This is a genomic window from Virgibacillus proomii, assembly GCF_018916875.1.
Taxonomy (GTDB): Bacteria; Bacillota; Bacilli; order Bacillales; family Amphibacillaceae; genus Virgibacillus; species Virgibacillus proomii_B.
In genome coordinates, this window is the sequence record NZ_JAHLNO010000004.1 from 134,858 (window position 1) to 158,503 (window position 23,646).

At 36.8% G+C, this 23,646-nt stretch carries 19 protein-coding genes; 16 read left to right on the top strand and 3 right to left on the bottom strand.

All coding sequences use genetic code 11. From position 1 onward, the window contains the following. Positions 1–28 precede the first annotated feature (28 nt). Both KQI21_RS01845 and sspI read right to left on the bottom strand, forming a co-directional pair. Positions 29–1,603 carry a DUF6583 family protein gene (locus KQI21_RS01845; RefSeq protein WP_253291239.1) on the bottom strand — a complete coding sequence of 525 codons (1,575 nt, stop codon included), beginning with the start codon at positions 1,601–1,603 and terminating at the stop codon, positions 29–31. Between the two features lie 709 nt (positions 1,604–2,312). After that, positions 2,313–2,534 (bottom strand): small acid-soluble spore protein SspI, encoded by a 222-nt coding sequence (sspI, locus tag KQI21_RS01850; RefSeq protein WP_216482312.1) that lies wholly within the window; start codon positions 2,532–2,534, stop codon positions 2,313–2,315. A 115-nt stretch (positions 2,535–2,649) separates the two neighbouring features. On the opposite strand from sspI, the gene KQI21_RS01855 reads away from it, so the two are divergent. The 4 genes from KQI21_RS01855 (at position 2,650) to pheT (ending at position 7,812) form a co-directional block, all read left to right on the top strand. Then, on the top strand, positions 2,650–3,387 hold the full coding sequence (locus KQI21_RS01855) for a TrmH family RNA methyltransferase (RefSeq protein WP_216482670.1): 738 nt from the start codon (positions 2,650–2,652) through the stop codon (positions 3,385–3,387). A 528-nt stretch (positions 3,388–3,915) separates the two neighbouring features. Further along, complete coding sequence (locus KQI21_RS01860; RefSeq protein WP_216482313.1) at positions 3,916–4,083, top strand: hypothetical protein; 168 nt, start codon at positions 3,916–3,918, stop codon at positions 4,081–4,083. Between the two features lie 253 nt (positions 4,084–4,336). Then, positions 4,337–5,371 carry a phenylalanine--tRNA ligase subunit alpha gene (gene pheS / locus KQI21_RS01865; RefSeq protein ID WP_216482314.1) on the top strand — a complete coding sequence of 345 codons (1,035 nt, stop codon included), beginning with the start codon at positions 4,337–4,339 and terminating at the stop codon, positions 5,369–5,371. Between the two features lie 14 nt (positions 5,372–5,385). Then, complete coding sequence (gene pheT / locus KQI21_RS01870; protein ID WP_216482315.1) at positions 5,386–7,812, top strand: phenylalanine--tRNA ligase subunit beta; 2,427 nt, start codon at positions 5,386–5,388, stop codon at positions 7,810–7,812. A gap of 160 nt (positions 7,813–7,972) precedes the next feature. Here the strand turns inward: pheT and rnhC are convergent, their stop codons facing one another. Beyond that, a complete protein-coding gene (rnhC, locus tag KQI21_RS01875; RefSeq protein ID WP_216482316.1) occupies positions 7,973–8,908 on the bottom strand; it encodes a ribonuclease HIII in 936 nt (311 codons plus the stop codon). A gap of 239 nt (positions 8,909–9,147) precedes the next feature. Here rnhC and zapA point away from each other — a divergent pair, with 239 nt between their 5' ends. The 12 genes from zapA (at position 9,148) to uvrC (ending at position 23,591) form a co-directional block, all read left to right on the top strand. Continuing rightward, complete coding sequence (zapA, locus tag KQI21_RS01880; RefSeq protein WP_216482317.1) at positions 9,148–9,411, top strand: cell division protein ZapA; 264 nt, start codon at positions 9,148–9,150, stop codon at positions 9,409–9,411. Positions 9,412–9,432: 21 nt separating this feature from the next. Continuing rightward, complete coding sequence (locus tag KQI21_RS01885; protein WP_216482318.1) at positions 9,433–9,996, top strand: CvpA family protein; 564 nt, start codon at positions 9,433–9,435, stop codon at positions 9,994–9,996. 378 nt (positions 9,997–10,374) lie between these two features. Continuing rightward, on the top strand, positions 10,375–12,093 hold the full coding sequence (polX, locus tag KQI21_RS01890; protein ID WP_216482319.1) for a DNA polymerase/3'-5' exonuclease PolX: 1,719 nt from the start codon (positions 10,375–10,377) through the stop codon (positions 12,091–12,093). Between the two features lie 35 nt (positions 12,094–12,128). Further along, positions 12,129–14,471, top strand: coding sequence for an endonuclease MutS2 (locus KQI21_RS01895; protein WP_216482320.1), 2,343 nt, complete (start codon positions 12,129–12,131; stop codon positions 14,469–14,471). 22 nt (positions 14,472–14,493) lie between these two features. Then, positions 14,494–14,910: a DUF350 domain-containing protein gene (locus tag KQI21_RS01900; protein ID WP_216482321.1), complete on the top strand. Its 417-nt coding sequence runs from the start codon at positions 14,494–14,496 to the stop codon at positions 14,908–14,910. 504 nt (positions 14,911–15,414) lie between these two features. Beyond that, complete coding sequence (locus KQI21_RS01905) at positions 15,415–17,112, top strand: long-chain-fatty-acid--CoA ligase (RefSeq protein ID WP_216482322.1); 1,698 nt, start codon at positions 15,415–15,417, stop codon at positions 17,110–17,112. 108 nt (positions 17,113–17,220) lie between these two features. Then, positions 17,221–17,811, top strand: coding sequence for a fatty acid metabolism transcriptional regulator FadR (gene fadR / locus KQI21_RS01910; RefSeq protein WP_216482323.1), 591 nt, complete (start codon positions 17,221–17,223; stop codon positions 17,809–17,811). Between the two features lie 18 nt (positions 17,812–17,829). After that, positions 17,830–18,603, top strand: coding sequence for an enoyl-CoA hydratase (locus KQI21_RS01915; RefSeq protein ID WP_216482324.1), 774 nt, complete (start codon positions 17,830–17,832; stop codon positions 18,601–18,603). A gap of 18 nt (positions 18,604–18,621) precedes the next feature. Then, entirely contained in the window at positions 18,622–19,398 is a 777-nt protein-coding gene (locus KQI21_RS01920) for an electron transfer flavoprotein subunit beta/FixA family protein (protein WP_216482325.1), read from the top strand. Between the two features lie 27 nt (positions 19,399–19,425). Continuing rightward, positions 19,426–20,400 (top strand): electron transfer flavoprotein subunit alpha/FixB family protein, encoded by a 975-nt coding sequence (locus tag KQI21_RS01925; protein WP_216482326.1) that lies wholly within the window; start codon positions 19,426–19,428, stop codon positions 20,398–20,400. A gap of 979 nt (positions 20,401–21,379) precedes the next feature. Beyond that, on the top strand, positions 21,380–21,694 hold the full coding sequence (gene trxA, locus KQI21_RS01930) for a thioredoxin (RefSeq protein ID WP_077321297.1): 315 nt from the start codon (positions 21,380–21,382) through the stop codon (positions 21,692–21,694). Positions 21,695–21,800: 106 nt separating this feature from the next. Next, the gene (gene uvrC / locus KQI21_RS01935) at positions 21,801–23,591 is read left to right on the top strand and encodes an excinuclease ABC subunit UvrC (RefSeq protein WP_216482327.1); all 1,791 of its coding nucleotides are present in this window, start codon (positions 21,801–21,803) and stop codon (positions 23,589–23,591) included. Positions 23,592–23,646: the final 55 nt, after the last annotated feature.

Consider the following 23,646-nt stretch of genomic DNA (forward strand, 5'->3'; position numbering starts at 1 on the left):
CATCGAATTATTTAGCTGTTTGCCTAAGTTAAAATTCTAGATTGCCACTAGCTGACAGCAACTCAACTAACCAACCTTCAAACTTAGGTCCAACCTCTGTTTCAAAGTATTGCATTATTTCTTCTGCCTGCATTGCTCCTAGATCTTTTGTTTCATCATCTTTCGGAATTTTTACGCTATCCATGGTTTTTCCATCAACAGCAGCATGTAGCGAAAATAGATGCTGGCTATCCGCAGCGGGTGCAAATGCAAAGCTGTGATCAGCATTCATTTTATCATCTTTATAAGTAGAAGAACCACTCCATATAATACTGCCACTTTCACCAGCAGGGTCTTCTAAACTGAACGTCCTTTCAAAATCTCGTTTCCCATCCTTTAATGATTCTTTACCATCATAGGAGAGGACAAGATCTTCAATTGTTAGTTTAATAGAGTCTTTAGCTTTCTCATCTTTCCAAGATAAATCTCCTGCTGCATTCATTTTACCTTGGCTAATAGAATCTTCAAAACTGAAGTCAAGGTTAAATTGTTGCTTTTCCTCTTTTAGGAGATGTGTTCCCTTTATACTAAACGTAACAAGCTGATCTTTATCAGGCCCTAGTTTTACACTAAAATCACGCTGGGCAATAACGTCATCATGAACCCAAATAGTTGATGTTAAACCATTTGGAATGTGTAGATCATCTATTCCATCTTTTCCTTCTTTTAAGGATGTATCAAATTCCTTCATCACTTGATCGATGTCACTATCAAGTGCTGAACTGCCCATTGCTTGTAGTTCTAATTGTTTGCGGATAAGGTCTTTTAGCTTATCATCTGATTGTAATTTTTCGACAGTTTCCTTAAGTATTTCTTTCAGCTTTTTTTCACTTAATTTCATCGTGATTTTTTCTGTATCTAAAGATTGATCATGAACCTTAATTGTTTCGTCTTCTGATTTAAATGCCTCATCAGAAAGTTGGTCATAAATCATTTCGCCATATTCTTTTTTTATATATTCGACATCTTCTTCAGAGAGTGAGCCTTCAAAAAAAGTAGCAAAATCAATGTTTTCTTCACCTGTAAATGTCATCGGATCTAATTGATACAGCAGATTACCTACATTTTTTCCTTTAACGGAAAGCAATTCATCAAGAAATGGTAAGCCAAGCATGAATTGTTCTGCAGTTAAATAATATTCAACGCCATCGACTTTAATGCCGCCAATATCTGCTTGCAATCTCCCAGCCATTTGTTTATTTTTCATATCTACTGCATGTTTTAATGAAATAGTCGAGTTGTTAATATATTGGGATAGACCCATTTCTCCCATACCAAGATCTTCTGTCGCCATATTCGATTCTGCTGACAGTTCGTAATTTGTTTCAACAGGTTTTTCCTTTGATTGCTCTAGCCAATCAAGTTCAGGCTCATATCGTTTTTCTATTTGTTCAGTCATAAATTCCATCGTATTTTTTTCTGCTAAGAAATATTTCTGTTTATCTGATACATTTGCAAAAATGTATGCTGCCACACCACCACCGATTAGTAGTATTGCTGCAATAATAATACTAATTAGTGCTTTTGGCGACAGCTTTTTTTTCTGAGATTGCGTTTCTTCCATAAACATTTTCCCCTCTCTCTTTGTTACTTTATACTTATTTGTATTATTTAATAAGTAAAAGGATTACAATGAAGTATCTCTTTAGTTTATAACACTTCGAAAAAATATAGTCAAATTGTGCCAGATCTTGTCCAAACAGGAGGAAGATAAAAGATATATTAATTATCTTGAAGTTAAAATAAATAAGGGAAGGAAGGACTATTAAATCAATAGAGAAGGATAAGAAAATTCATTGTTTTTGCACCTATAGACTCTTGTACTATTGAAGTTGGGTCAATAATACTGTTTTTAAGTATGTTGTTTTTCTTTTAAAAAAATTTACAAATTAGTTATAGTTTATTAAGCTGTCGTAAATTTTTTGGTTTGAACGAACACAAATCAAGCTATTTTTTCATTGTTAATCATAAAAAAGCAATAGTTACGTTTTGTTAAATGTAACTTATTGTTAAATAGCGGATTGGATAGAAAGAGTGATTTTAGAAATAACTAGATTTTTGCTGCAGAGCTTGTTTCATGTAAAAAACCGCCGATGGAACGGCGGCTATTCCTTTTCTTATCCTGCATGTAACTGGCAGTAAGACTTGCCTTCAAGGTACGGGGTAAAACCGGAGAATAAGTGAAGAATCAACTGTAAGTCAAATGTCCGATTCTGTTCACTCTAACCAACAGTGAGGGATAAAGGAAAACCTCTAGTGATTAAAGATTTACTTTATTGATTAGTAGCTTCTTTTACACCTTGCTCCAGTGCTTCAACCATACGCTGTTTTTCTTCTTCATTGGTATGTTTCCATATTAATTCAAATAAAACACCAAGACCGGGAAGCATTTTTTCCTCACCATTTTCAACTGCGTCGACAATCGTTGCTTCTAATTGCTCTTGATCATTAGATGCAATGTTACTCAAGATAGCTTTTCGTAAATTTAAATCCAAGGGAACTCCTCCTCTTTATAACACTTTCGAGTTAATTTAAATTTAGTTTGACCTTGTTAAGCGGAAATATGTATACTATTTAGGATAAGCTTCAAGGAAGTGAAGGATGATAAAGATGATTACTTCAATAAAAAATGATAAAGTAAAAATGTGGAAGAAATTATATAAACGTAAAGAACGAATGAAAACAAAAACTTTTTTAATTGAAGGCTTCCATTTAGTGGAAGAGGCACTTAAAAGCAATTGGACAATAATAGAAATGATAATCCAAGAAGGGGTCGAGCCGCCTTTATTGGGTAAAGATATACCAATCATTACAGTAAAAAGCAATGTATTTCAAGCATTATCACAAACGGATACACCACAAGGAGTTGCTGCTGTTGTTGCAATGAAGCAATTAGTTAGTACTAGGTCTAGTGCTGTTTTATTAATTGATGCTATTCAGGATCCGGGAAATTTGGGAACGATTATCCGTACAGCAGATGCGGCAGGGTTTTCTGAAGTGATTTTAGGGGAAGGAACAGTCGATGTTTTCAATGATAAAGCAATTCGAGCCACACAAGGCTCTTTATTTCATATTCCAATTCGACAAGCTAGTTTACCGGATGAAATAAAGCAATTGCAGGAGGCTGGATTTACGGTTTGGGCTTCTGCATTAGAGAAGGCGGAAGTTTATACAAGTCTAAAGCCGGAGCGGAAAACAGCTCTTATTCTAGGCAATGAAGCAAATGGGGTGCAAAAGGAATTAATGTCTTTAGCGGATAAATGCGTTACTATTCCCATTTATGGCAAGGCAGAATCATTAAATGTTAGTGTAGCAGCAGGGGTTTTAATGTATTATCTTCAAGCATAATGTTGCAAACTGTTGGGTAATTCTTTATAATATATGTAACTTTATATGTAAAGCGTTGAAAGAGCCGGATAACTTGCCAAATTCTACGTTAACAGGGAAGAATGCCTTAGACTGAGAGCATTATATCGTAGCGGTGTTATCCTTTCACTCTGGAGCAGATACTTGGACCTCTAGTCATGAGTAAAGGTATTCCGGATAGTTCCGTTATCAGTTACAAAAGTGAACACATGTAAATACTTGTGTTAACTAGGGTGGTACCGCGATGATAGACCTCGTCCCTTGTTGGGAGGAGGTTTTTTATTGTTTCGGAAACAATATCCGTTTGTACATGGTGGATAATTTTTTTTAAAAGTATCTTTTGTCTAGCGGTTAAACGCTCGAATGACGAGCAAACTTCGATCTTCTTCTATGAGTTAACATCGGTTCCTAAATCCCCATTTTCGTTTGGGCGACAGGACAAGAAAAGCTTCGGAAGCGATACACCGCACGAAGAAAAGTGTTTTTCTTTTCAAGGAGAAGTAAGACTTCTTGAATAAGCATCGCGATTTTTCAAGGACAAGGAAACCTACGTCAGCGAAACATCGCACGCAGAAAAAGTGTTCTTCTTTTTCAAGGACAAGGAAACCTACGTCAGCGATACACCGCACGCAGAAAAAGTGTTTTCCTTTTTCGAGGAGAAAAGCGCTTCTTGAATGAAGTTGTCCTTAATGACATCAGAAAAATCTGCCGCTAACCGAGCGCTTCTAGCCTATTCTGGGATTAAAAGTAGATAGAGGTTGCTTTAAAGTTGTAAAAATTTAAGTGAAAGAGGATGTTTATAAGTCGATTATCCTCTTTTTGAAACACACACTTAATAAATAACTGCTGTGCCAGAGACTAGACGTTAGCCAAATTTCTTTTTACGTGATGGATTCTATGATCATTTCAAAATAAGAAGGAGGAGTCTAAAATGAAAGATCAATTGAAAGCAATTGAAACAGAAGCATTAGAAAAAATTGCCAAAACAGAAGATATTAAAAAACTGCAAGATATTAAAGTAGCATATTTAGGGAAAAAGGGTTCCTTAACTAGTGTGCTTCGTGGAATGGGCAAATTGTCCAAAGAAGAAAGACCTGTTGTAGGTGAGCTAGCTAATGCAGTTCGTCAACAAATTACCGCAAGTTTAGAAGAAAAAATGGAAAAATTGGAGCAAATAGCATTAGAAAAACAATTAGAACAAGAAGCAATAGATGTAACGCTTCCTGGTCGACCAATAAAATTAGGTGGACCGCATTTATTAACGAAAATTATGGAAGAGATTGAAGATTTATTTATTGGTATGGGCTTTGAAGTACGGGAAGGCCCAGAAGTAGAGACGGATTACTATAATTTTGAAGCCTTAAATTTACCGAAAAATCATCCCGCTAGAGAGATGCAGGACACATTTTTTATTACGAAAGATTTGCTAATGCGGACACAAACATCTCCTGTACAAGCTAGAACAATGGAAGCGTATGGAGGAAATAAACCAGTAAAAATGATCTCACCAGGTAAAGTGTATCGTCGGGATACAGATGATGCAACTCACTCCCATCAATTTACGCAAATTGAAGGTTTATATGTTGATAAACATGTTCGAATGAGTGATTTAAAAGGAGTATTAGATATCTTTGCTAAGAAAATCTTTGGAAACGACCGGGACATTCGCTTACGTCCAAGCTTTTTCCCATTTACAGAGCCGTCAGTAGAAATGGATATTTCTTGTAAGATTTGTCAAGGAAAAGGCTGCTCTGTTTGTAAAGGGTCTGGCTGGATTGAAATTCTAGGAGCTGGAATGGTGCATCCAAATGTACTTTCTATGGCCGGTTATGATCCGAATGTTTATAGTGGTTTTGCATTCGGAATGGGCCCAGAACGAATTGCAATGCTTAAATATGGCGTAAAAGACATTCGTCAATTTTATACAAATGATATTCGCTTTTTAAAACAGTATCATAATGCGTAGGGAGGAAAATCAATATGTTGGTATCATTAAATTGGTTAAAAAATTATGTAGATATTAAAGATATGGATCCAGAAGTATTGGCAGAAAAAATAACCAAAACAGGAATTGAAGTAGATGGCATTGAGTATGTTGCTGAAAAGAGTGAAAATGTAGTTGTTGGCTATGTGGAATCTTGTGAAGAACATCCAAATGCTGATAAGCTTCATTTATGTCAAGTAGACGTTGGAGATGAAACGTTACAAATTATATGTGGTGCACCTAATGTAGCTCAAGGACAAAAAGTAGCCGTAGCGAAGCCGGGAGCAGTACTTCCAGGAAATTTTAAAATAAAAAAAGTCAAATTGCGTGGCGTTGAATCGAATGGAATGATTTGCTCGTTGCAGGAGTTAGGAATAGAAGAAAAATATGTACCAAAGGATGCAGCAGACGGAATTTATGTGTTTTCGGAAGATGTGATGGTCGGTGATGTGGTAGAATCGTTATTAAACTTGAATGATGCTGTTTTAGAGTTTGATTTAACACCAAACCGAGCCGACTGTTTATCCATGCTTGGCGTTGCTTATGAAGTTGCCGCTATTTTAGATCAGCCAGTACAGTTGCCAAACCCTGCTCCAACAATGGCGAAAGAAGCTGCACAGGATTTTATTTCCGTCCGAGTGGAAGCACCCGAAGATAATCCATATTACGGAGCGTTTATTATTCGTGATGTGACGATTAAACCTTCCCCATTATGGATGAGTAATTATTTGATAGCTGCAGGAATCCGTCCGATTAATAATGTTGTAGATATAACGAATTATGTATTATTAGAATATGGTCAACCATTACATGCGTTTGATTATGATAAATTGAATTCGGATCAAATCGCTGTTCGTCGTGCAAAGGATAAAGAAGTGTTAGTAACCTTAGATGGACATGAACGTATTTTGTCTCATGACCATTTAGTTATCACGAATGGAGCTGAGCCCATTGCATTAGCTGGAGTTATGGGCGGATTGGCTACAGAAGTAACAGATTCTACGAAAAATGTTTTGTTAGAAGCTGCATATTTTACAGGTGATGTGGTGACCAATGCTGTAAAGGAAACAGGGTTACGCAGTGAATCCAGTACCCGATTCACAAAAGGAGTTGATCCGAATCGAGTAAAGGAAGCAGGAATTCGTGCTTGTGAATTATTAGAAAAATACGCAGACGCAACTATTTTATCAGGTGTTGTTGAATACGATCAGCTTGATCGCTCTGAGAAACAAGTTGAAATGGATATGCATGAGATGAATAGACGCCTAGGAACAAATTTACAAGCTGACGATGTAAAAAATGCGTTAAAACGCTTAAAGTTTAACTATGAACAAAAGGCTTCTACGTTTATTGTACATGTACCAACACGTAGAGGTGACATTACTATATTCGAGGATATGCTGGAAGAAGTGGCAAGAATATATGGTTATGACAATCTTCCTTATACCCTTCCAGATGGTGTTGGTCAAGCAGGTGGATTAACAGAAAGACAGCAATTGATTCGTAATATTAAAAAATTATTAGAGGGCGCGGGACTGATGGAAAGTCATACGTATTCTCTAATCAGTCAAGAAACAAAGGATCAATTAATCAGTCCTGAGGTTAGTGAAGCAAATTATATGCCGATTCAATTAGCCTTGCCGATGAGCGAAGATCACAAATATTTACGATTAAGTCTTTTACCAGAAATCTTACGAGTGCTTGCCTATAATAAAGCAAGAAACCAACTAGACTTAGGATATTATGAAATTGGTAAAACTTTTCTTACGCAAGAGACCGTCTTAACGAAGCAGCCGGATGAGCGCTTACGTCTGGCTGGAGCACTAACTGGAAATTGGCTTCATCATCCGTGGCAGCAAGAGAAAAAACAGGTGGATTTTTATGTGGTAAAAGGAATTTTAGAGAGATTATTTGACTATCTTGGCTTTTCTGTGGAATATAAGCCATTCAAGCATAAAGATATGCATCCAGGCAGAACGGCATCCCTTCATTTACAAGGTAAAACGATTGGGTTTTTAGGACAAGTACATCCTCGTATCCAAAACCAATGGGATTTAAAAGAAACGTATGTATTTGATATCAACTTAGAAGAACTGTTGGTCGCCTATAAACCTGTAACATCTTATCAAGAAGTTCCAAAATATCCCTCGATTGGTCGGGATATTGCTTTTGTAATTGATGAAAGCATCTTAGCAGATGATATTAAGAAAGTAATTAAAGAAGTTGGCAAACCACTTGTAAAAGATGTTTCTGTCTTTGATGTATATGAAGGTGAGAATTTAGAAGCAGGGAAGAAGTCGGTTGCCTATCATATTGTTTATCAACATCCTGAAAAAACATTAACGGATAATGAAATCCAAGCTTCCTATGATCACATCATCGACGCTGTAAAAGAAAAGTATCAAGCGTATATCCGTTCTTAAAGACTAAGCTTTCGACTAACAAGCAACCTGCACCTAGCAGCTTTAGTTTGTGATCATCCCAATAACAAAGACAGCAATTCAACATAATGATTTGCTGTCTTTTAAAGGAAATATAAAGTATGGTCTATTAGCAAGCCGCTTAACTAAGTTATTACTGTATTTACAAATATGCGTAAGCTTTTTTCGTATTATTAAAATGAACCTTGGCATAAGAATCCAATATGTCTGCACCATGTGCTTTTATAATTTTTGCAATGATACGGTCTACTTTTGGAGCAGCACCTTTTGGCAGTTCTAATCCTAATTGTTTAGAAAGTTTATCCATTTGGTTTAAAAAACTTGCACGAGCTAAAATAGATGCTGCTGCAACGGCTGTTGAATAACTTTCAGCTTTTGTTAAAAAAAAGGTTGAGGGAGCCAACGTTTGTTTTTCAGACATTAAATATTTTTGATAAACAGCCGGTTCACAAAATTGATCAATAATGATACCTTGATTAGGTGCGTCGCCAATTTTATTTAATAACTGATGTATCACGTGGTGATGAAGCATTGCTTTCATTTTTCCTTGTGACCACCCTTGCTTTTGCAATACATTGTATTTTTCATTATGCAGAATGGCTGAAGCATAAGGAATTTTCCTTGTTATAATGGTATTTGCCAATTCACGAATTTTTTTATCAGTTAATGCTTTTGAATCTGTCACACCCTCCGATTTCAATTGAACAATATTTGTTTCTGTAATGTACACACCAGCTACCGTAATAGGGCCGAAATAATCACCTGTACCGGCTTCATCGGTTCCAATATGGTTTTTGTTGAATAGGTCAGGGCTTGGAACGTAGGAATGATTTGGTTTTTGCTTTATTGTTTTAGCTTTTGATTCCACTGCTAGCGCTTCATCAAGCCAATTTGCTGCTTCCTTCTCAGGTGAACTGCCCTGGAATAACACTTTTCCCGATTTGTAGGCAGTAATGACTGCATCTTTCGTCTTTGCCCGGAATATTGCTCCTGGTGGTGGAGTCAAAGATAAAGAAGTATAATATTCTTTCATCTGCTGTATCTTATTTGCAGAAAATTCATAAACAAGCTGAGACATCCTATTTCTCTCCAATCTTTACCGTTCAATTTCACGATCACAATTAACTTTTGCCCTATTGAATAAATTCGTTGTTTACAAACCGTCACATTCCTTTATACTATAGTAAATCAGTCAGTAGAGCAAATACCTAACAAAAAATGGGTAATCATTAATAACGGTAATGGATAGTTTCCTAAATGGCCCACTTCATGTTAAGATAAGGTGAACAATTTTTCTTATTTGGGGAGGATTAACACGTGACCCAGGATGAAAAAACACGTACAACTGTAGAAATACACAATCGAGCCTATACGATTATCGGCACAGAACCAAAAAGTCATATTAAATTAGTAGCCAGTTTAGTCGATCAGAAAATGACTGAAATTCAGGAAGCAAATCGGCAATTAGATACAACGAGGTTAGCTGTTTTAACTGCTATAAATACAATGAATGATTATTTGAAGTTAAAAGAAGACTATGCCTCTTTATTGGGTTCCATGAAGAGGAAAGAGAAAGACTAACTAGAAAGAGGAACACCGTCTATGATTAGTATATTATTATTACTTATATTGTTGTTTGGTTTTTTAAGAGGACTAAAAAGAGGATTTATCTTGCAATTATTCCATCTTATCGGTTTTATTGCTGCATTTATAGTTGCAGCACTCTACTACGATGAGCTGGGGCCAAAGCTGTCATTGTGGATTCCTTATCCAGATTTGGGAGGAAGTGGGAAGTGGGCTGATTTTTTACAAAACTTGCCGCTGGAGAAGGGTTTCTATAATGCGATTGCGTTTTTCCTCATTTTTTTAGCTGTTAAAATTGTATTGCAAATTATTGCATCCATGCTTGACTTTGTAGCGTCTTTGCCTGTTTTAAACTCCATTAATAAGCTGCTTGGAGCTGTATTGGGCTTTCTTGAAATATATTTGCTGCTTTTTATCGTGCTTTACATTGCCGTATTAATTCCGGTTGCGCAAGTCCAATCATGGGTTAATGATTCAACCGTTGCTTTATTCATCATTGAACATACACCTTTTTTATCGGAAAAAATGAAAGAGCTTTGGCTAACAAATATGGCAGATGTATTCCAAAATTTACAAATTTGAACAAAAGGCTGATTCGTATTATCAGGTGTATTGTATGTAGCATACAATTATTAACTGAATCGGATCAGTCTTTTTTACACTATAGGAAAGTATAAAATTTTATGGTTTATAGTATAAGAAAAACTACCGCTTTCGCTAAGGACTTGGCGATAAGCCAAGTTTTTCTAAGGACAAAGTAAGTAAGCGGCTCAACCGTATAAAGTGAAACTTCATTTAGTAGGAGTTTTACGGTACCTTATATGCGGGATAAAAACTTAAAGACTTGTAAAATAACGCAGGAGGTTTGTTAACAGGTGATGATAAGATTTATTGATATACTATAGGTATGATGTAGTTGAGTAAAACTTTATCAATGATATATAAATAGGGTGAGAGTATATGGGGATTAATAAAAAGGATGTCATTCGGTTAATGGAGAAAATAGCAATATATCTTGAATTACAAGGAGAAAATCCATTTAAGATCAGCGCTTACCGTAAAGCTGCACAAGCATTAGAAAGGGATGATCGTTCTCTTGATGATATATATGATTTTACGAAAATAAAAGGAATAGGAAAAGGAACCAATGCTGTTATTCAAGAATATATACAAACAGGGGAATCACAAACGTTATCAGAACTTGAAAAACAAGTACCAAATAGCCTAATTCCATTATTAGAGCTCCCTGGATTAGGTGGGAAGAAATTAGCAAAACTTTACCAAGAGCTTGGAGTAACAGATGCTGAAACCTTAAAGCATGCTTGTCAGCAAGGAAAGGTTGAGGAACTTCCGGGGTTTGGGAAAAAAACAGTGGAAAACATCTTAGCTGCTTTGAAGGAAGCAGGAAAGCGTCCCGCACGTTTACCTATTGCTATGATGCTACCAATCGCTGAAAGACTTGAGAGCTATTTAAAAAAAATAAAAGAGATTGATCGTTTTTCTCGAGCAGGAAGCTTGCGAAGAATGCAAGAAACGATAAAAGATCTTGACTTTATTATTACTACAGATGAACCAGAAGCTGTATGCGATGCGCTATTATCAATAGAAAATAGTAAAGAGGTTATTGCTAAAGGCGAAACAAAGGTATCCATCGTTATTGAAGATGTTTACGATATCAATGTAGACTTTCGTATTGTGAGGAAGGAAGAGTTTGCGACAACCTTACATCACTTTACTGGCTCTAAAGAACATAATGTAGCGATGCGTCAATTAGCAAAAGCACAAGGAGAAAAGATTAATGAGTATGGTGTTGAAAACGAAGAGACGGGTGAGGTAATCACCTTTATGACGGAAGAGGAATTCTTTAACCATTTTGACTTACATTACATTCCACCTGAAGTAAGAGAAAACACAGGAGAAACAGAAATATTTAAAGAACCTTATCGACTAGTTGAGTTCCAAGATATAAAAGGCGATTTACATATGCATACCACATGGAGTGATGGCGCGCAATCATTAGAGGAAATGGTTGTGCAGGCAAGAAACAAGTCATATGATTTTATCGCCATTACGGATCATTCTAAGTTTTTAAGAGTAGCGAATGGACTTAATGAAACCAGACTGCGGAAACAATGTGAAGAAATTGCTAATTTAAATAAAAAATATCCAGATATTCATATTTTTACAGGAGTAGAGATGGATATACTTCCTGATGGAAAGCTCGACTTTTCGGATGCATTTCTTAAGGAGCTTGACTTTGTCATTGCTTCGATTCATTCCAGTTTTAATCAAACCGAAGAGCAAATTATGTATCGGTTAGAAACAGCATTAGAAAATCCTTATGTTTCGTTGATTGCTCATCCAACAGGAAGGTTAATTGGCAGACGCCCTGGTTATCAAATTAACGTAGATAAACTTATTGAAAAAGCAAAAGCAACGAATACAGCTTTGGAAATCAATGCAAATCCAAATCGGTTGGACTTATCGTATGAATGGGCGAAGAAAGCACAAGCTGCAGGTGTTACATTAGCTATTAATACAGATGCTCATAATTATCAGATGTTAGAACATATGAAGTATGGTATTGGCATTGCTAGAAAAGGCTGGATAAAAAAAGAAACGGTTATGAATACGTGGTCTGTGCAAGCATTAAAAGATTATTTTAATCGTAATAAATAACAGAATGAAGGAAAGTATTTAAAGGAGTCATTTACATGAACGAACGTATTCTTCGCGTGCTTGAGTTTGATAAAATTATTGAGCGTTTGACAAGCTATGCGGAAACAACAATCGGTAAAGAGTTAACCAAACAGGTTAAGCCATCGATAAATATAGAGAAAGTTAGACAGCTACAAAAGGAAACAGATGAAGCGGTACACGTTCAACGTTTGAATAAAACACTACCCTTAGGCGGAATTGTTGATATTCGTGCTGGTATAAAACGAGCTGCCATTGGCGGTGTACTTTCAACGACAGAATGTATGGATGTTTCCAGTACGATTTACGGTGGGAGAAGAGCAAAAGCATTTATTGAGAATTTAGAGGAGGATTTACCAATAATCCGTTCTTTAGTGGAGCAGATCGCTCCATTACGGGAATTAGAACAGCAAATTAATAGTTGTATTGATGATCATGGTCATATTATGGATAGTGCTTCCGAGAAATTACGTGGAATTCGCTCCTCCATTCGGACGCTTGAAAGCAGAGTAAGAGACAGGTTAGACAGTTTTATTAAGACACAAGCAAATAAACTATCCGATGCAATTATTACGATCCGTAATGATCGTTATGTTCTTCCTGTAAAACAAGAATATCGAGGTACCATTGGCGGGATTGTTCATGACCAATCAGCTTCTGGGCAAACATTATTTATGGAGCCAAAAGCAGTTGTAGATTTAAATAACCAACTCCAAGAAGCAACAGCAAAAGAAAAACAGGAAATGAACCGGATATTAAGAGACCTGAGTGCACAAATCGCCAATGAAGAAATGCATTTAGAACAGAATGTACTAGTTCTGGCCAAGCTAGATGTTATGTTTGCACGTGCAAAACTGGGTCAGTCGATGAAAGCATCCATGCCAAAGATAAATAATAACGGAATAATCAATATGAAACAGGCGCGTCATCCATTGATTGATCAAAATCAGGTTGTGGCAAATGATATTGAGATTGGTAAAGATTTTACAGCAATTGTGATTACTGGTCCAAATACAGGTGGGAAAACCGTTACACTAAAGATGGTGGGACTTTGTACGCTGATGGCACAAGCCGGCTTGCAAGTACCCGCACAAGACGGATGTGAATTAGCTGTCTTTAAACATGTCTATGCAGATATCGGAGATGAGCAATCCATTGAACAAAATTTAAGTACGTTTTCCTCACATATGACCACCATTGTAGAAATTTTAAAGCATATAGATGAAGAGACGCTCGTATTGTTTGATGAGTTAGGTGCTGGGACTGATCCGCAAGAAGGAGCCGCGCTTGCGATGGCAATTCTAGATGAGGTCATTCATCGTCAAGCCCGTGTCATTGCGACAACGCATTATCCTGAATTAAAAGCATATGGGTATAACCGAAAGCAAGTGGTGAATGCTTCCGTAGAATTTGATGTACAAACCTTAAGGCCAACTTATCGGCTATTGTTAGGTGTTCCCGGACGAAGTAATGCCTTTGAAATTTCGAAACGATTAGGTTTACCCGACCGATTAATCGAGCAAGCTAAATCGTATATAGGAATTGATTCAAAAAGTGTAGAAAATATGATCGCTTCTTTGGAAAAATCGCAAATCGATGCAGAAAAAGAGTATAAAAAAGCACATGAGCTTTTAGTAGCGACAGAAAACATCCATCGCGATTTACAAGCGGCATGGGATCAATGGGAAAATAAACGAGAGTTACTATATAAAAGAGCAGAAGAAAAAGCGGCTAAAGCGATTGAAAAAGCTCGAGAAGAAGCAGAGATAATCGTAGAAGAGCTTCGTAACATGAAAACCGACGCAAAATGGAAGGAACATGAATGGATTGAAGCGAAAAAAATGCTTGATGCTGCCGAACCTAAGCTGACTACCCAACAAACAGGAAATCAACGTGATAAAAAACAGCGACAACAAGAGCTTCACCCTGGGGATGAAGTTAAGTTATTAACAGCCAATCAGCAAGGGTCTGTGCTTGAGAAGATTAATGATAAAGAGTATTTGGTACAAGTTGGAATTATGAAAGTAAAAGTAAACCGTAAAGATTTACAGTATATAGGAAAACAACAAGAAGCGTATCACCAGCCAATTACAACGATTAAAGGTGCAAACTATCACGTGAAAACAGAGATTGATTTACGTGGAGAGCGAGTAGAAGATGCATTATTAAAGTTAGAAAAATATATTGATGATGTACTACTAGCTGGTTACTCTCGTGTTTCTATTATCCATGGTAAAGGTACAGGCGCCTTACGAAAAGGAGTGCAGGAATATGTAAAGCAGCACCCAAGAATTGCAGATTCACGACCGGGAGAATCTGGAGAAGGCGGCAGTGGTGTAACTGTCATTCGCTTGAAATAGATATAGCTAAGAGGTGAATGTAATGGTAATAGGAGCGAGTTTTTGGGAAAATATAGTTGTTGAAACAACAGCTAGATATAGTGTAGTCATTCTATGTACGTTGGTGTTTCTTGCTATTTTAGAAATTGTTACATCATATCGGAATTGGGAGGAAATTAAAAAAGGTAATTTTGCTGTCGCAATGGCAACAGGAGGAAAAATTTTCGGTATCGCGATTATTTTTCGTTTTTCCATTGAACATAATGATACCTTATTGCAAAGTATTGGCTGGGGGGTCTTTGGTTTTATATTATTGCTTATTGGGTATTTCATTTTTGAGTTTTTAACTCCGGTTATTAAAGTCGATGAAGAAATTGGAAATGGAAATAAGGCGGTTGGTTTTATTTCCATGATTATTTCTATTGGTTTAGCTTTCGTCATTGGTGCGAGCATTTTATAGGGGAGGAGATTTAGTGGTTTTAGAACGACTGGCAAAGATCTTAACGGTTGTTGCTATTATCTTCTTTGTAGTAGGTGTAGCTTGGCTTATTTGGTAGATGATAAATTTATCTTAAAAACTTGGCAGATGATGTTTAAAAGTCAGATAAGAGTTGTGGTGAAGTTTCTTTTATCCCGCATGTAAGGTGCCGTAAGACTCTCACTTCAAGACCAGAGTTGCTACAAAAGGGTCTAAGTGAGAGAAAACGGCACCTAAATGCCCGATTGGTTTCTGGAAATTATTAATTCATCTTATCGTCCTTTTAAACTTATATGTTTTGCCAAGTTTTTTTAACACTGTAGGAAAGTATAAAACTTTATGGTTGATAGTATAAGAAAAACGATAGCTTTCGCCATAAAGACTTGGCGACAAGCCAAGTTTTTCTAAAAAAAGTTATATAATATTTCAAAAATAGTGATTAATCGGTATAATGGTAATAACTATACCAAAAAGGGAGGAAAAAATATGGAAGGTAAAAGAAGTTGGCACAAGCATTATCCACCAGAGATAAAGACGTCAATCGCTTATGACGAAAAGCCACTTCACGCATTTTTATTAGAAAGCGCTGAAAAGTTCCCAAAAAAGAAAGCGCTTCATTTTATGGGCAAAGAGTTAACCTACGGTGAAATCTATATACAAGCGACGAAGATGGCAAATTATTTACAGCAGATAGGCATGGAAAAAGGAGACCGCATTGCGATTATGCTTCCTAATTGCCCGCAGGCTGTTATCGCTTATTATGGTGCACTAATGGCGGGTGGTATCGTTATCCAAACGAATCCGCTTTATAAAGAAAGAGAGCTAGAATATCAGCTGAATGATTCCGGTACTGCGTTCATCGTATGTTTAGATATTTTATTACCGAGAGTTACAAATATAAAAAATAATACCGATCTCCAGCACATCATTGTAGCAAGTATAAAGGACTATTTACCATTTCCAAAAAACCTTATTTACCCATATATTCAAAAGAAACAGTACAATATGGTTGTAAAAGTAGAACAAGAAGAAACCACCCATGTATGGGACTATATCATGGATACCGCTCAAGCAGCTTATGAAAAAGTAGCGATTGATCCGAAAGAAGATCTAGCTTTACTTCAATATACTGGTGGAACGACAGGGAATCCAAAAGGTGTGATGCTCACACATTATAATTTAGTTTCCAATGTACAAATGTGCGATGCTTGGATTTATAAAACAAAACGTGGAGAGGAAACTATACTCGGAGTTTTACCATTTTTCCATGTTTACGGCATGACAGCTGTTATGAATAACTCAATTATGATTGGCGCCATGATGATCTTACTCCCAAAATTTGATGCAACAGAGGTTTTAAAGACGATAGATAAGCTGAAACCCACATTGTTTCCGGGCGCTCCGACTATTTATGTCGCATTATTAAACCATCCTAAATTAGCTAATTATGACCTATCCTCGATCGAGGCTTGTATTAGCGGTTCTGCTCCGCTTCCAGTTGAGGTTCAAGAACAATTTGAAAAGGTCACAGGGGGGAAATTAGTAGAAGGCTACGGTTTAACAGAAACTTCGCCAGTAACCCATGCTAATTTTGTATGGCACGAACGAAGAAATGGAAGTATTGGAGTACCGTGGCCGGATACGGATGCTAAAATTGTTCAGGCGGAGACAATGGAAGAAGTGCCGATTGGTGAAGTTGGAGAAATTGCTGTCAAAGGACCGCAAGTCATGAAAGGTTATTGGAATAATCCTGAAGAAACCGAGCAAGTATTACGAGATGGCTGGTTATTGACAGGCGATCTTGGTTATCAGACAGAAGACGGCTACTTTTATGTGGTTGATCGTAAAAAGGATATGATTATTGCTGGTGGATATAATATCTACCCACGTGAAGTAGAAGAAGTGTTATATGAGCATAAGGCTGTTCAAGAGGCAGTAGTTGCCGGTGTTCCTGATCCATATCGTGGGGAGACGGTAAAAGCTTATATTGTGCTAAAAGATGGTCATTCCGTAACAGAGTCCGATTTGAACACATATTGTCGTAAACATTTAGCTGCGTATAAAGTACCACGTATTTATGAATTCCGTGATGAATTACCAAAAACGGCTGTCGGAAAAATTTTACGCAGAAAATTAGTCGAAGAAGAAAAAGAGAAGTTGAACGATAAAGTGAATACCAATTAAGCTCTCTTTTTTGCTATAATGATACAAGGTATATATTGACAGAATAATTAAAAGAAGATAAAATAATGAATGAACGATCATTCATTATTGAGGATATAGGAGAGAACGATGAAAAAAAATAAGCCTAAATACAATCAAATTATCGAAGCAGCTGTACAAGTTATCGCAGAAAATGGCTATCATGCATCACAAGTATCAAAAATAGCAAAAAAAGCTGGTGTAGCGGATGGTACGATCTATCTTTATTTTAAAAATAAGGAAGATATCTTAATTTCTGTTTTTGAAGAAAAAATGGGGCAATTTATCAATCACATCAGTGATGAAATTAAGAAGAAGGATAATGCAAATGACAAGCTTTATGTGCTAATTCAAATGCATTTTCAGCAGCTTAGTGAAGATCCGCATTTGGCAGTTGTTACCCAATTGGAGCTAAGACAATCTAACCCTGCCTTACGCATTCAGATCAATAAAGTGTTAAAACCGTATTTAACTGTAATTGATTCCATCATTCAAGAAGGGATAGAAGAAAAAATTTTTCGCAATAAATTGAATATTCCCCTTGTACGACAGATGATTTTTGGTACACTAGATGAAACGGTTACAAATTGGGTGATGAAGGAGCGCAAGTATAATTTAGTACAGCAGGCTCTAGAAGTTCACACCTTATTAACCGAGGGAATTACTTCAGAGAAAAATTAACAAGAGGAGGATGAAATCATGTCAACCTTAGCCTTGAAACGAGAAGAGTCGATAGCTTATTTAACGATTCAAAGCCCACCGGCCAATGCTCTATCTAGTACTCTATTAAATGACTTGGCAAAAAAACTAGACGAGATGGAGGCAGATTCTAGTATAAAGGCGATTGTTTTAAAAGGGGAAGGAAGGTTTTTTTCTGCAGGAGCAGATATTAAAGAGTTTACCTCCCTTCAGCAGGCTTCTGACTATGAAACGTTAGCGAAGCGAGGACAAGAGTTGTTCGATCGCATTGAGCAATTTTCTATTCCTATTATTGCTGCAATTCACGGGGCTGCGTTAGGCGGGGGATTGGAGCTGGCAATGGCTTGTCACATGCGAATTGTAACAGCAACAGCAAAATTAGGATTACCTGAAATTACGTTAGGAATTATCCCTGGTTTTGCGGGAACACAGCGGCTGCCACATTATGTTGGCTCAGCAAAAGCGTATGAAATGATCTTGACAGGTGAGCCAATTAGTGGAGAGAAAGCATATACTTATGGTTTAGCTAATAAAGTAGTTGAAGAGGGGGAGTTAGAGGAGGAAGCTAAACGCTTAGCACAGAAAATTGTAGAAAAAAGTAAATTGACGATTAATCAGGTAATGCAACTGATTCCTTATGCAAAGACGAGTCAGTTTATAAAGGGAGTAGCGAAGGAAAGAGAGGCCTTTGGGCAAATATTTGGTTCAGATGATGCGAAGGAAGGCGTCCAAGCATTTATAGAAAAACGTAAACCAAACTTCCAGGATAAGTAAACTTAAGGAGGAACAATGATGGATATTTATGTATTACTAAAAAAGACGTTTGATACAGAAGAAAAAATAAATATATCCCAGGGTCATATTGAAGATGACGGTGCAGAATTCATTATTAATCCGTATGATGAATATGCTGTTGAAGAAGCTATTAAGCAGCGTGATGAACATGGAGGGGAGGTTACCGTTGTCACAGTTGGTGATGAAGATTCCGAAAAGCAATTGCGCACTGCTTTAGCAATGGGGGCAGATAAAGCAGTACTTATCAACACGGAAGACGATGTAGCGGAAGGGGATCAATATACAACTGCTAAGATTTTGGAAGCTTTCTTTGCTGATAAGGAAGTGGATTTAATTCTTGCTGGAAATGTAGCAATTGATGAAGCAAGTGGACAGGTAGGACCTCGGCTTGCAGAGGCTTTAAGTATCCCTTATGTGACAACGATTACAAATTTAAAGATTGCAGGAGAAACAACAGTGACGATTGAAAAGGATGTAGAAGGGGATGTGGAGATTGTAGAAACCTCACTTCCACTTTTAGTAACGTGTCAACAAGGCTTAAATGAGCCACGCTATCCTTCATTACCTGGAATTATGAAAGCAAAAAAGAAACCATTAGAGGAATTGGAAATAGATGACCTTGATTTAGATGAAGATGATGTGGAAGCAAAGACAAAAACGGTTGACGTCTTTTTACCGCCTGAAAAAGAAGCGGGTAAAATGCTTGAGGGGGATCCACAACAACAGGTGCAAGAACTTGTTTCTTTATTAAAAAATGAAGCAAAGGTACTGTAATATTTTTGACAGGGAGGAGTAATCGACGTGAACGATAAATATTTAGTAATTGGGGAAATGAAAGACGGAGCATTACGGAATGTATCTTTTGAAGCGGTTGCAGCTGCCAAAAAGATTAGTCCGGATGCTGAGATAGTAGGAGTTATTTGTGGAGACGGTGAACTTAGTTCTTTAGGAGAGGAAATGGTTCATTACGGTGCAGATCGTGTGATTACGGTAGCACATGAAAATTTAAAAAATTATACCTCCGAAGGCTATGGGCAAGCAGTTATGGCAGTTATTAAGGAAGAATCGCCGACTGGTATTGTCATGGGTCACACTGCAATTGGTAAAGACCTTACACCAAAACTAGCTACTAAGCTCGAAACAGGTTTAATCTCAGATGCAGTTGACATAGAAGTTAATGAGGATAGTCCTCAGTTTATTCGGCCGATTTATTCAGGAAAAGCGTTTGAACGCAAGGTTATTACAGAAGGTTTAACCTTTTTTACGATTCGTCCAAATAATATACCGGCTTTAGAAAAAGATGAATCAAGATCTGGTGATGTAACAGCTAAAAGCGTAGATATTACCGATATCCGTACCATTATTAAGGATGTAGTGCGGAAAGCTTCCGAGGGTGTTGATCTTTCAGAAGCAAATGTGATTGTTGCTGGTGGAAGAGGGGTAAAAAGCGCGGATGGTTTTAGACCATTGTATGAGTTGGCAGAAGTGTTAGGCGGAGCTGTCGGCGCATCTCGTGGGGCATGTGACGCTGAATATTGTGATTATTCTTTGCAAATTGGTCAGACTGGAAAAGTGGTCACACCTGACTTATATATAGCAGTAGGTATATCTGGAGCTATTCAGCATCTTGCCGGTATGTCAAACTCAAAAGTTATTGTAGCGATCAATAAAGATCCGGAGGCAACGATTTTTAATATTGCCGACTATGGTATTGTAGGAGATTTATTTGAAGTAATTCCATTATTAATCGAAGAGTTTAAAAAGGTAACGGTGTAAAAAAAAGCATCATGTTTTAAATGATTGAGAGGGTTGACATTCCCTCTCAGTTTCTAACATATAAGGGTATTATTATGGAAGTGATAGCCTTATTTACATATACCTTTATCCCGCATGTAAGGTGCCGTAAGACTCCCACTTCAAGACCTGAAAGTGGGAGAAAACGGCACCTAAATGCCCGATTCGTTCAACTAACATTCAGTAGGAGATGGAAGAAAACTCCTACTGAATGAAGTTTCACTTTATTGTCTTAACACGAACTGGAAGTAAGACTGGTATAGAGAACCGGCAATATCTAACAGAAATATAGAGGTACTTAACTTACCGTAGCAGTTTAGTTAATTTAAACGAGAAAAGGCTGTTTAGATAACGTATTACTTTCTGTAAGAAAATCCAAAATTGTAGGGAAAAGAATTCGATATACTAACATTTTCTATATGTTATGTGTAAATATGATTGTAATCGTCATTGCGAAGCTTATACCGTCTGTTTTTACACTATAGGAAAGTATAAAACTTTAGGCTTTATAGTATAAGAAAAACTACAGCTTTCGCTAAAGACCTGGGGATAAGCCAAGCTTTTCTAATGTATACGCAAGTTTTTAGCGTAGTCAAAATATGTAGACTCCTGCGGGAATAGCTCGAGCTGAAGATCCCGCAGGAAAGCGATCTTTGCTTTTCCGAGGAAGCTGAAGCCGTGCCCGCGGAAAGCGAAATATTTTGACGTAGCGATGATAGTTTTTTTTAACACAAACAAACCGAAAGTATAAAACTTTATGGTTTATAGTATAAGAAAAACTATAGCTTTCACCATAAAGACTTGGCGACAAGCCAAGTTTTTCTAAGAACAAAGGCTAATGAATTGATTTTTTTATTTGTGGGATGTTATAAACAGAGTAGAGCAAAATATTAGGAAGCATATGAAAACGATGATATACTCATCAATAAGCATGATAGCTTTTAAGAGGAGGAATTAATCAATGGCAATTATAAATGCAACGGATCAAACTTTTGCTAAAGAAACAGCGGAAGGTTTGGTATTAGTAGATTTTTGGGCACCTTGGTGTGGACCTTGTAAAATGATTGCACCTGTTTTAGAAGAAATTGATGGTGAAATGTCAGATAAAGTACAAATTGTGAAGTTGGATGTTGATGAAAATCAAGAAACAGCTGGAAAGTTTGGAGTTATGAGTATTCCAACACTGTTATTATTTAAAGATGGTCAAGTAGTTGATCAAGTTATTGGTTTTCAACCAAAAGAAGCACTAGTTGATCTAATTAACAAACATGCTTAAAAAAATGCTATACTAGAAGTATGATTTAAAATCCCTTGTTGCTTCTGTAACAAGGGATTTTCTAAAGGTGTAAAATCGAAGTACATGCTAAAGGAATGGGGAAGTAATGAATCAGAAAATAAAAGATAAGCTAGCAGTACTTCCTGCTAAGCCTGGATGCTATATTATGAAAGACAAACATGAAACAGTAATCTATGTAGGGAAGTCGAAGATTCTAAAAAATCGTGTCCGCTCTTATTTTACCGGTGCCCATGATCGTAAAACACAACGTTTAGTACAAGAAATTGCCAGTTTTGAGTATATTGTAACGTCTTCTGAAATTGAGGCTCTTATTTTAGAAATGAATTTAATTAAAAAATATGACCCTAAATATAATGTCATGCTGAAAGATGACAAATCATATCCATATTTAAAAATTACATCTGAACGGCATCCGAGATTATTAATTACTAGAAGGGTGAAAAAGGATAAAGGAAAATATTTTGGACCTTATCCCAATGTTATTGCTGCCAGAGAAACGAAAAAACTTCTAGATCGCCTTTATCCATTGAGAAAATGTAATAATCCCCCGGGGAGACCGTGTCTTTATTATCATATGAAACAATGTTATGCTTGCAGTGAGCATCCGCCAACGAAGGAAGAGTATGCAGCGATTGTACAAAATGTCACTTCTTTCTTGCAGGGGGGCTACAAAACTATAAAAAAAGCATTAATAAAGAAAATGCATCAAGCAAGTGAAGAATTAAATTTTGAACGAGCAAAGGAACTGCGAGATCAAATACAGCATATAGAATCTGTGATGGAACAACAAAAAGTGTCGTTAAATGATCGCACTGATCGCGATATTTTTGCGTATAGTTATGATAAGGGCTGGATGTGCATTCAAGTATTTTTCATTAGACAAGGAAAGCTGATTGAAAGAGATGTTTCTATCTTTCCTTTTTTCGATGAAGCTGAAGAAACATTTATTAGTTACATTGGGAGATTTTACTTGCATCAAAATCATCTAAAACCAAAACAAATTCTCGTTCCGGTTGGGATAAATGTTGATTTATTAAAAGATTTATTAGAAGTGGATGTTCATACTCCATTTCGAGGCAGGAAGAAAGAGTTGGTTGAACTGGCAAAAGAAAATGCTCGGATTTCATTACATGAAAAGTTTTCTATCATCGAGAGGGATGAAGAAAGAACAATTGTTGCCGTCGAGAAGTTAGGTGAAATATTAAATATTGAAACACCCCATCGAATCGAGGCTTTTGATAATTCGAATATTCAAGGGACTGACCCGGTTTCTGCCATGGTGGTGTTCATTGATGGTAAGCCGGATAAAAAAGAATACCGAAAATATAAGATTCGCAATGTTGATGGTCCCGATGACTATGAAACAATGCGTGAAGTAATTCGGCGAAGGTATACAAGAGTACTGCAAGATAAGCTTCCTTTACCTGACTTAATTATTGTCGATGGAGGTAAAGGTCAGATGAGTGCTGCCTTGGATGTTTTGGAAAATGAATTAGGACTTGATATTCCATTATGTGGCCTAGCTAAAGACGATAAGCATAGGACAAGTGAATTATTATATGGCTTTCCACCTAAAGTGGTTGATTTAGATCGTAAATCGAATGAATTCTATTTAGTTCAGAGAATTCAGGATGAAGTGCACCGGTTTGCTATATCTTTTCACCGACAATTACGTGGGAAAAATATTGTTCAGTCTGAATTGGATAACATACCGGGTGTCGGCCCGAAGCGAAGAAGGCTATTATTAACCCACTTTAAAACGATCAACGAGATCAAACAAGCCGATTTGGAAGATTTTACTCGACTTGGTATTCCAAAAAACATAGCAACGGGTATCAAAACTTATTTAAATCAAACTCCATCAGAAAAGCAGTAGTTCTCTAATCCAATTTAGTAAACTACTGCTTCTTCTATTTCATTAAGAAAATAAG

Coding starts and splice junctions, on each gene's coding strand:
- KQI21_RS01845 (WP_253291239.1), bottom strand. CDS start 1,603: ATGGAAGAAACGCAATCTCAGAAAAAAAAGCTGTCGCCAAAAGCACTA.
- KQI21_RS01855 (WP_216482670.1), top strand. CDS start 2,650: ATGATTACTTCAATAAAAAATGATAAAGTAAAAATGTGGAAGAAATTA.
- pheS (WP_216482314.1), top strand. CDS start 4,337: ATGAAAGATCAATTGAAAGCAATTGAAACAGAAGCATTAGAAAAAATT.
- pheT (WP_216482315.1), top strand. CDS start 5,386: ATGTTGGTATCATTAAATTGGTTAAAAAATTATGTAGATATTAAAGAT.
- rnhC (WP_216482316.1), bottom strand. CDS start 8,908: ATGTCTCAGCTTGTTTATGAATTTTCTGCAAATAAGATACAGCAGATG.
- KQI21_RS01885 (WP_216482318.1), top strand. CDS start 9,433: ATGATTAGTATATTATTATTACTTATATTGTTGTTTGGTTTTTTAAGA.
- polX (WP_216482319.1), top strand. CDS start 10,375: ATGGGGATTAATAAAAAGGATGTCATTCGGTTAATGGAGAAAATAGCA.
- KQI21_RS01895 (WP_216482320.1), top strand. CDS start 12,129: ATGAACGAACGTATTCTTCGCGTGCTTGAGTTTGATAAAATTATTGAG.
- KQI21_RS01900 (WP_216482321.1), top strand. CDS start 14,494: ATGGTAATAGGAGCGAGTTTTTGGGAAAATATAGTTGTTGAAACAACA.
- KQI21_RS01905 (WP_216482322.1), top strand. CDS start 15,415: ATGGAAGGTAAAAGAAGTTGGCACAAGCATTATCCACCAGAGATAAAG.
- fadR (WP_216482323.1), top strand. CDS start 17,221: ATGAAAAAAAATAAGCCTAAATACAATCAAATTATCGAAGCAGCTGTA.
- KQI21_RS01915 (WP_216482324.1), top strand. CDS start 17,830: ATGTCAACCTTAGCCTTGAAACGAGAAGAGTCGATAGCTTATTTAACG.
- KQI21_RS01920 (WP_216482325.1), top strand. CDS start 18,622: ATGGATATTTATGTATTACTAAAAAAGACGTTTGATACAGAAGAAAAA.
- trxA (WP_077321297.1), top strand. CDS start 21,380: ATGGCAATTATAAATGCAACGGATCAAACTTTTGCTAAAGAAACAGCG.
- uvrC (WP_216482327.1), top strand. CDS start 21,801: ATGAATCAGAAAATAAAAGATAAGCTAGCAGTACTTCCTGCTAAGCCT.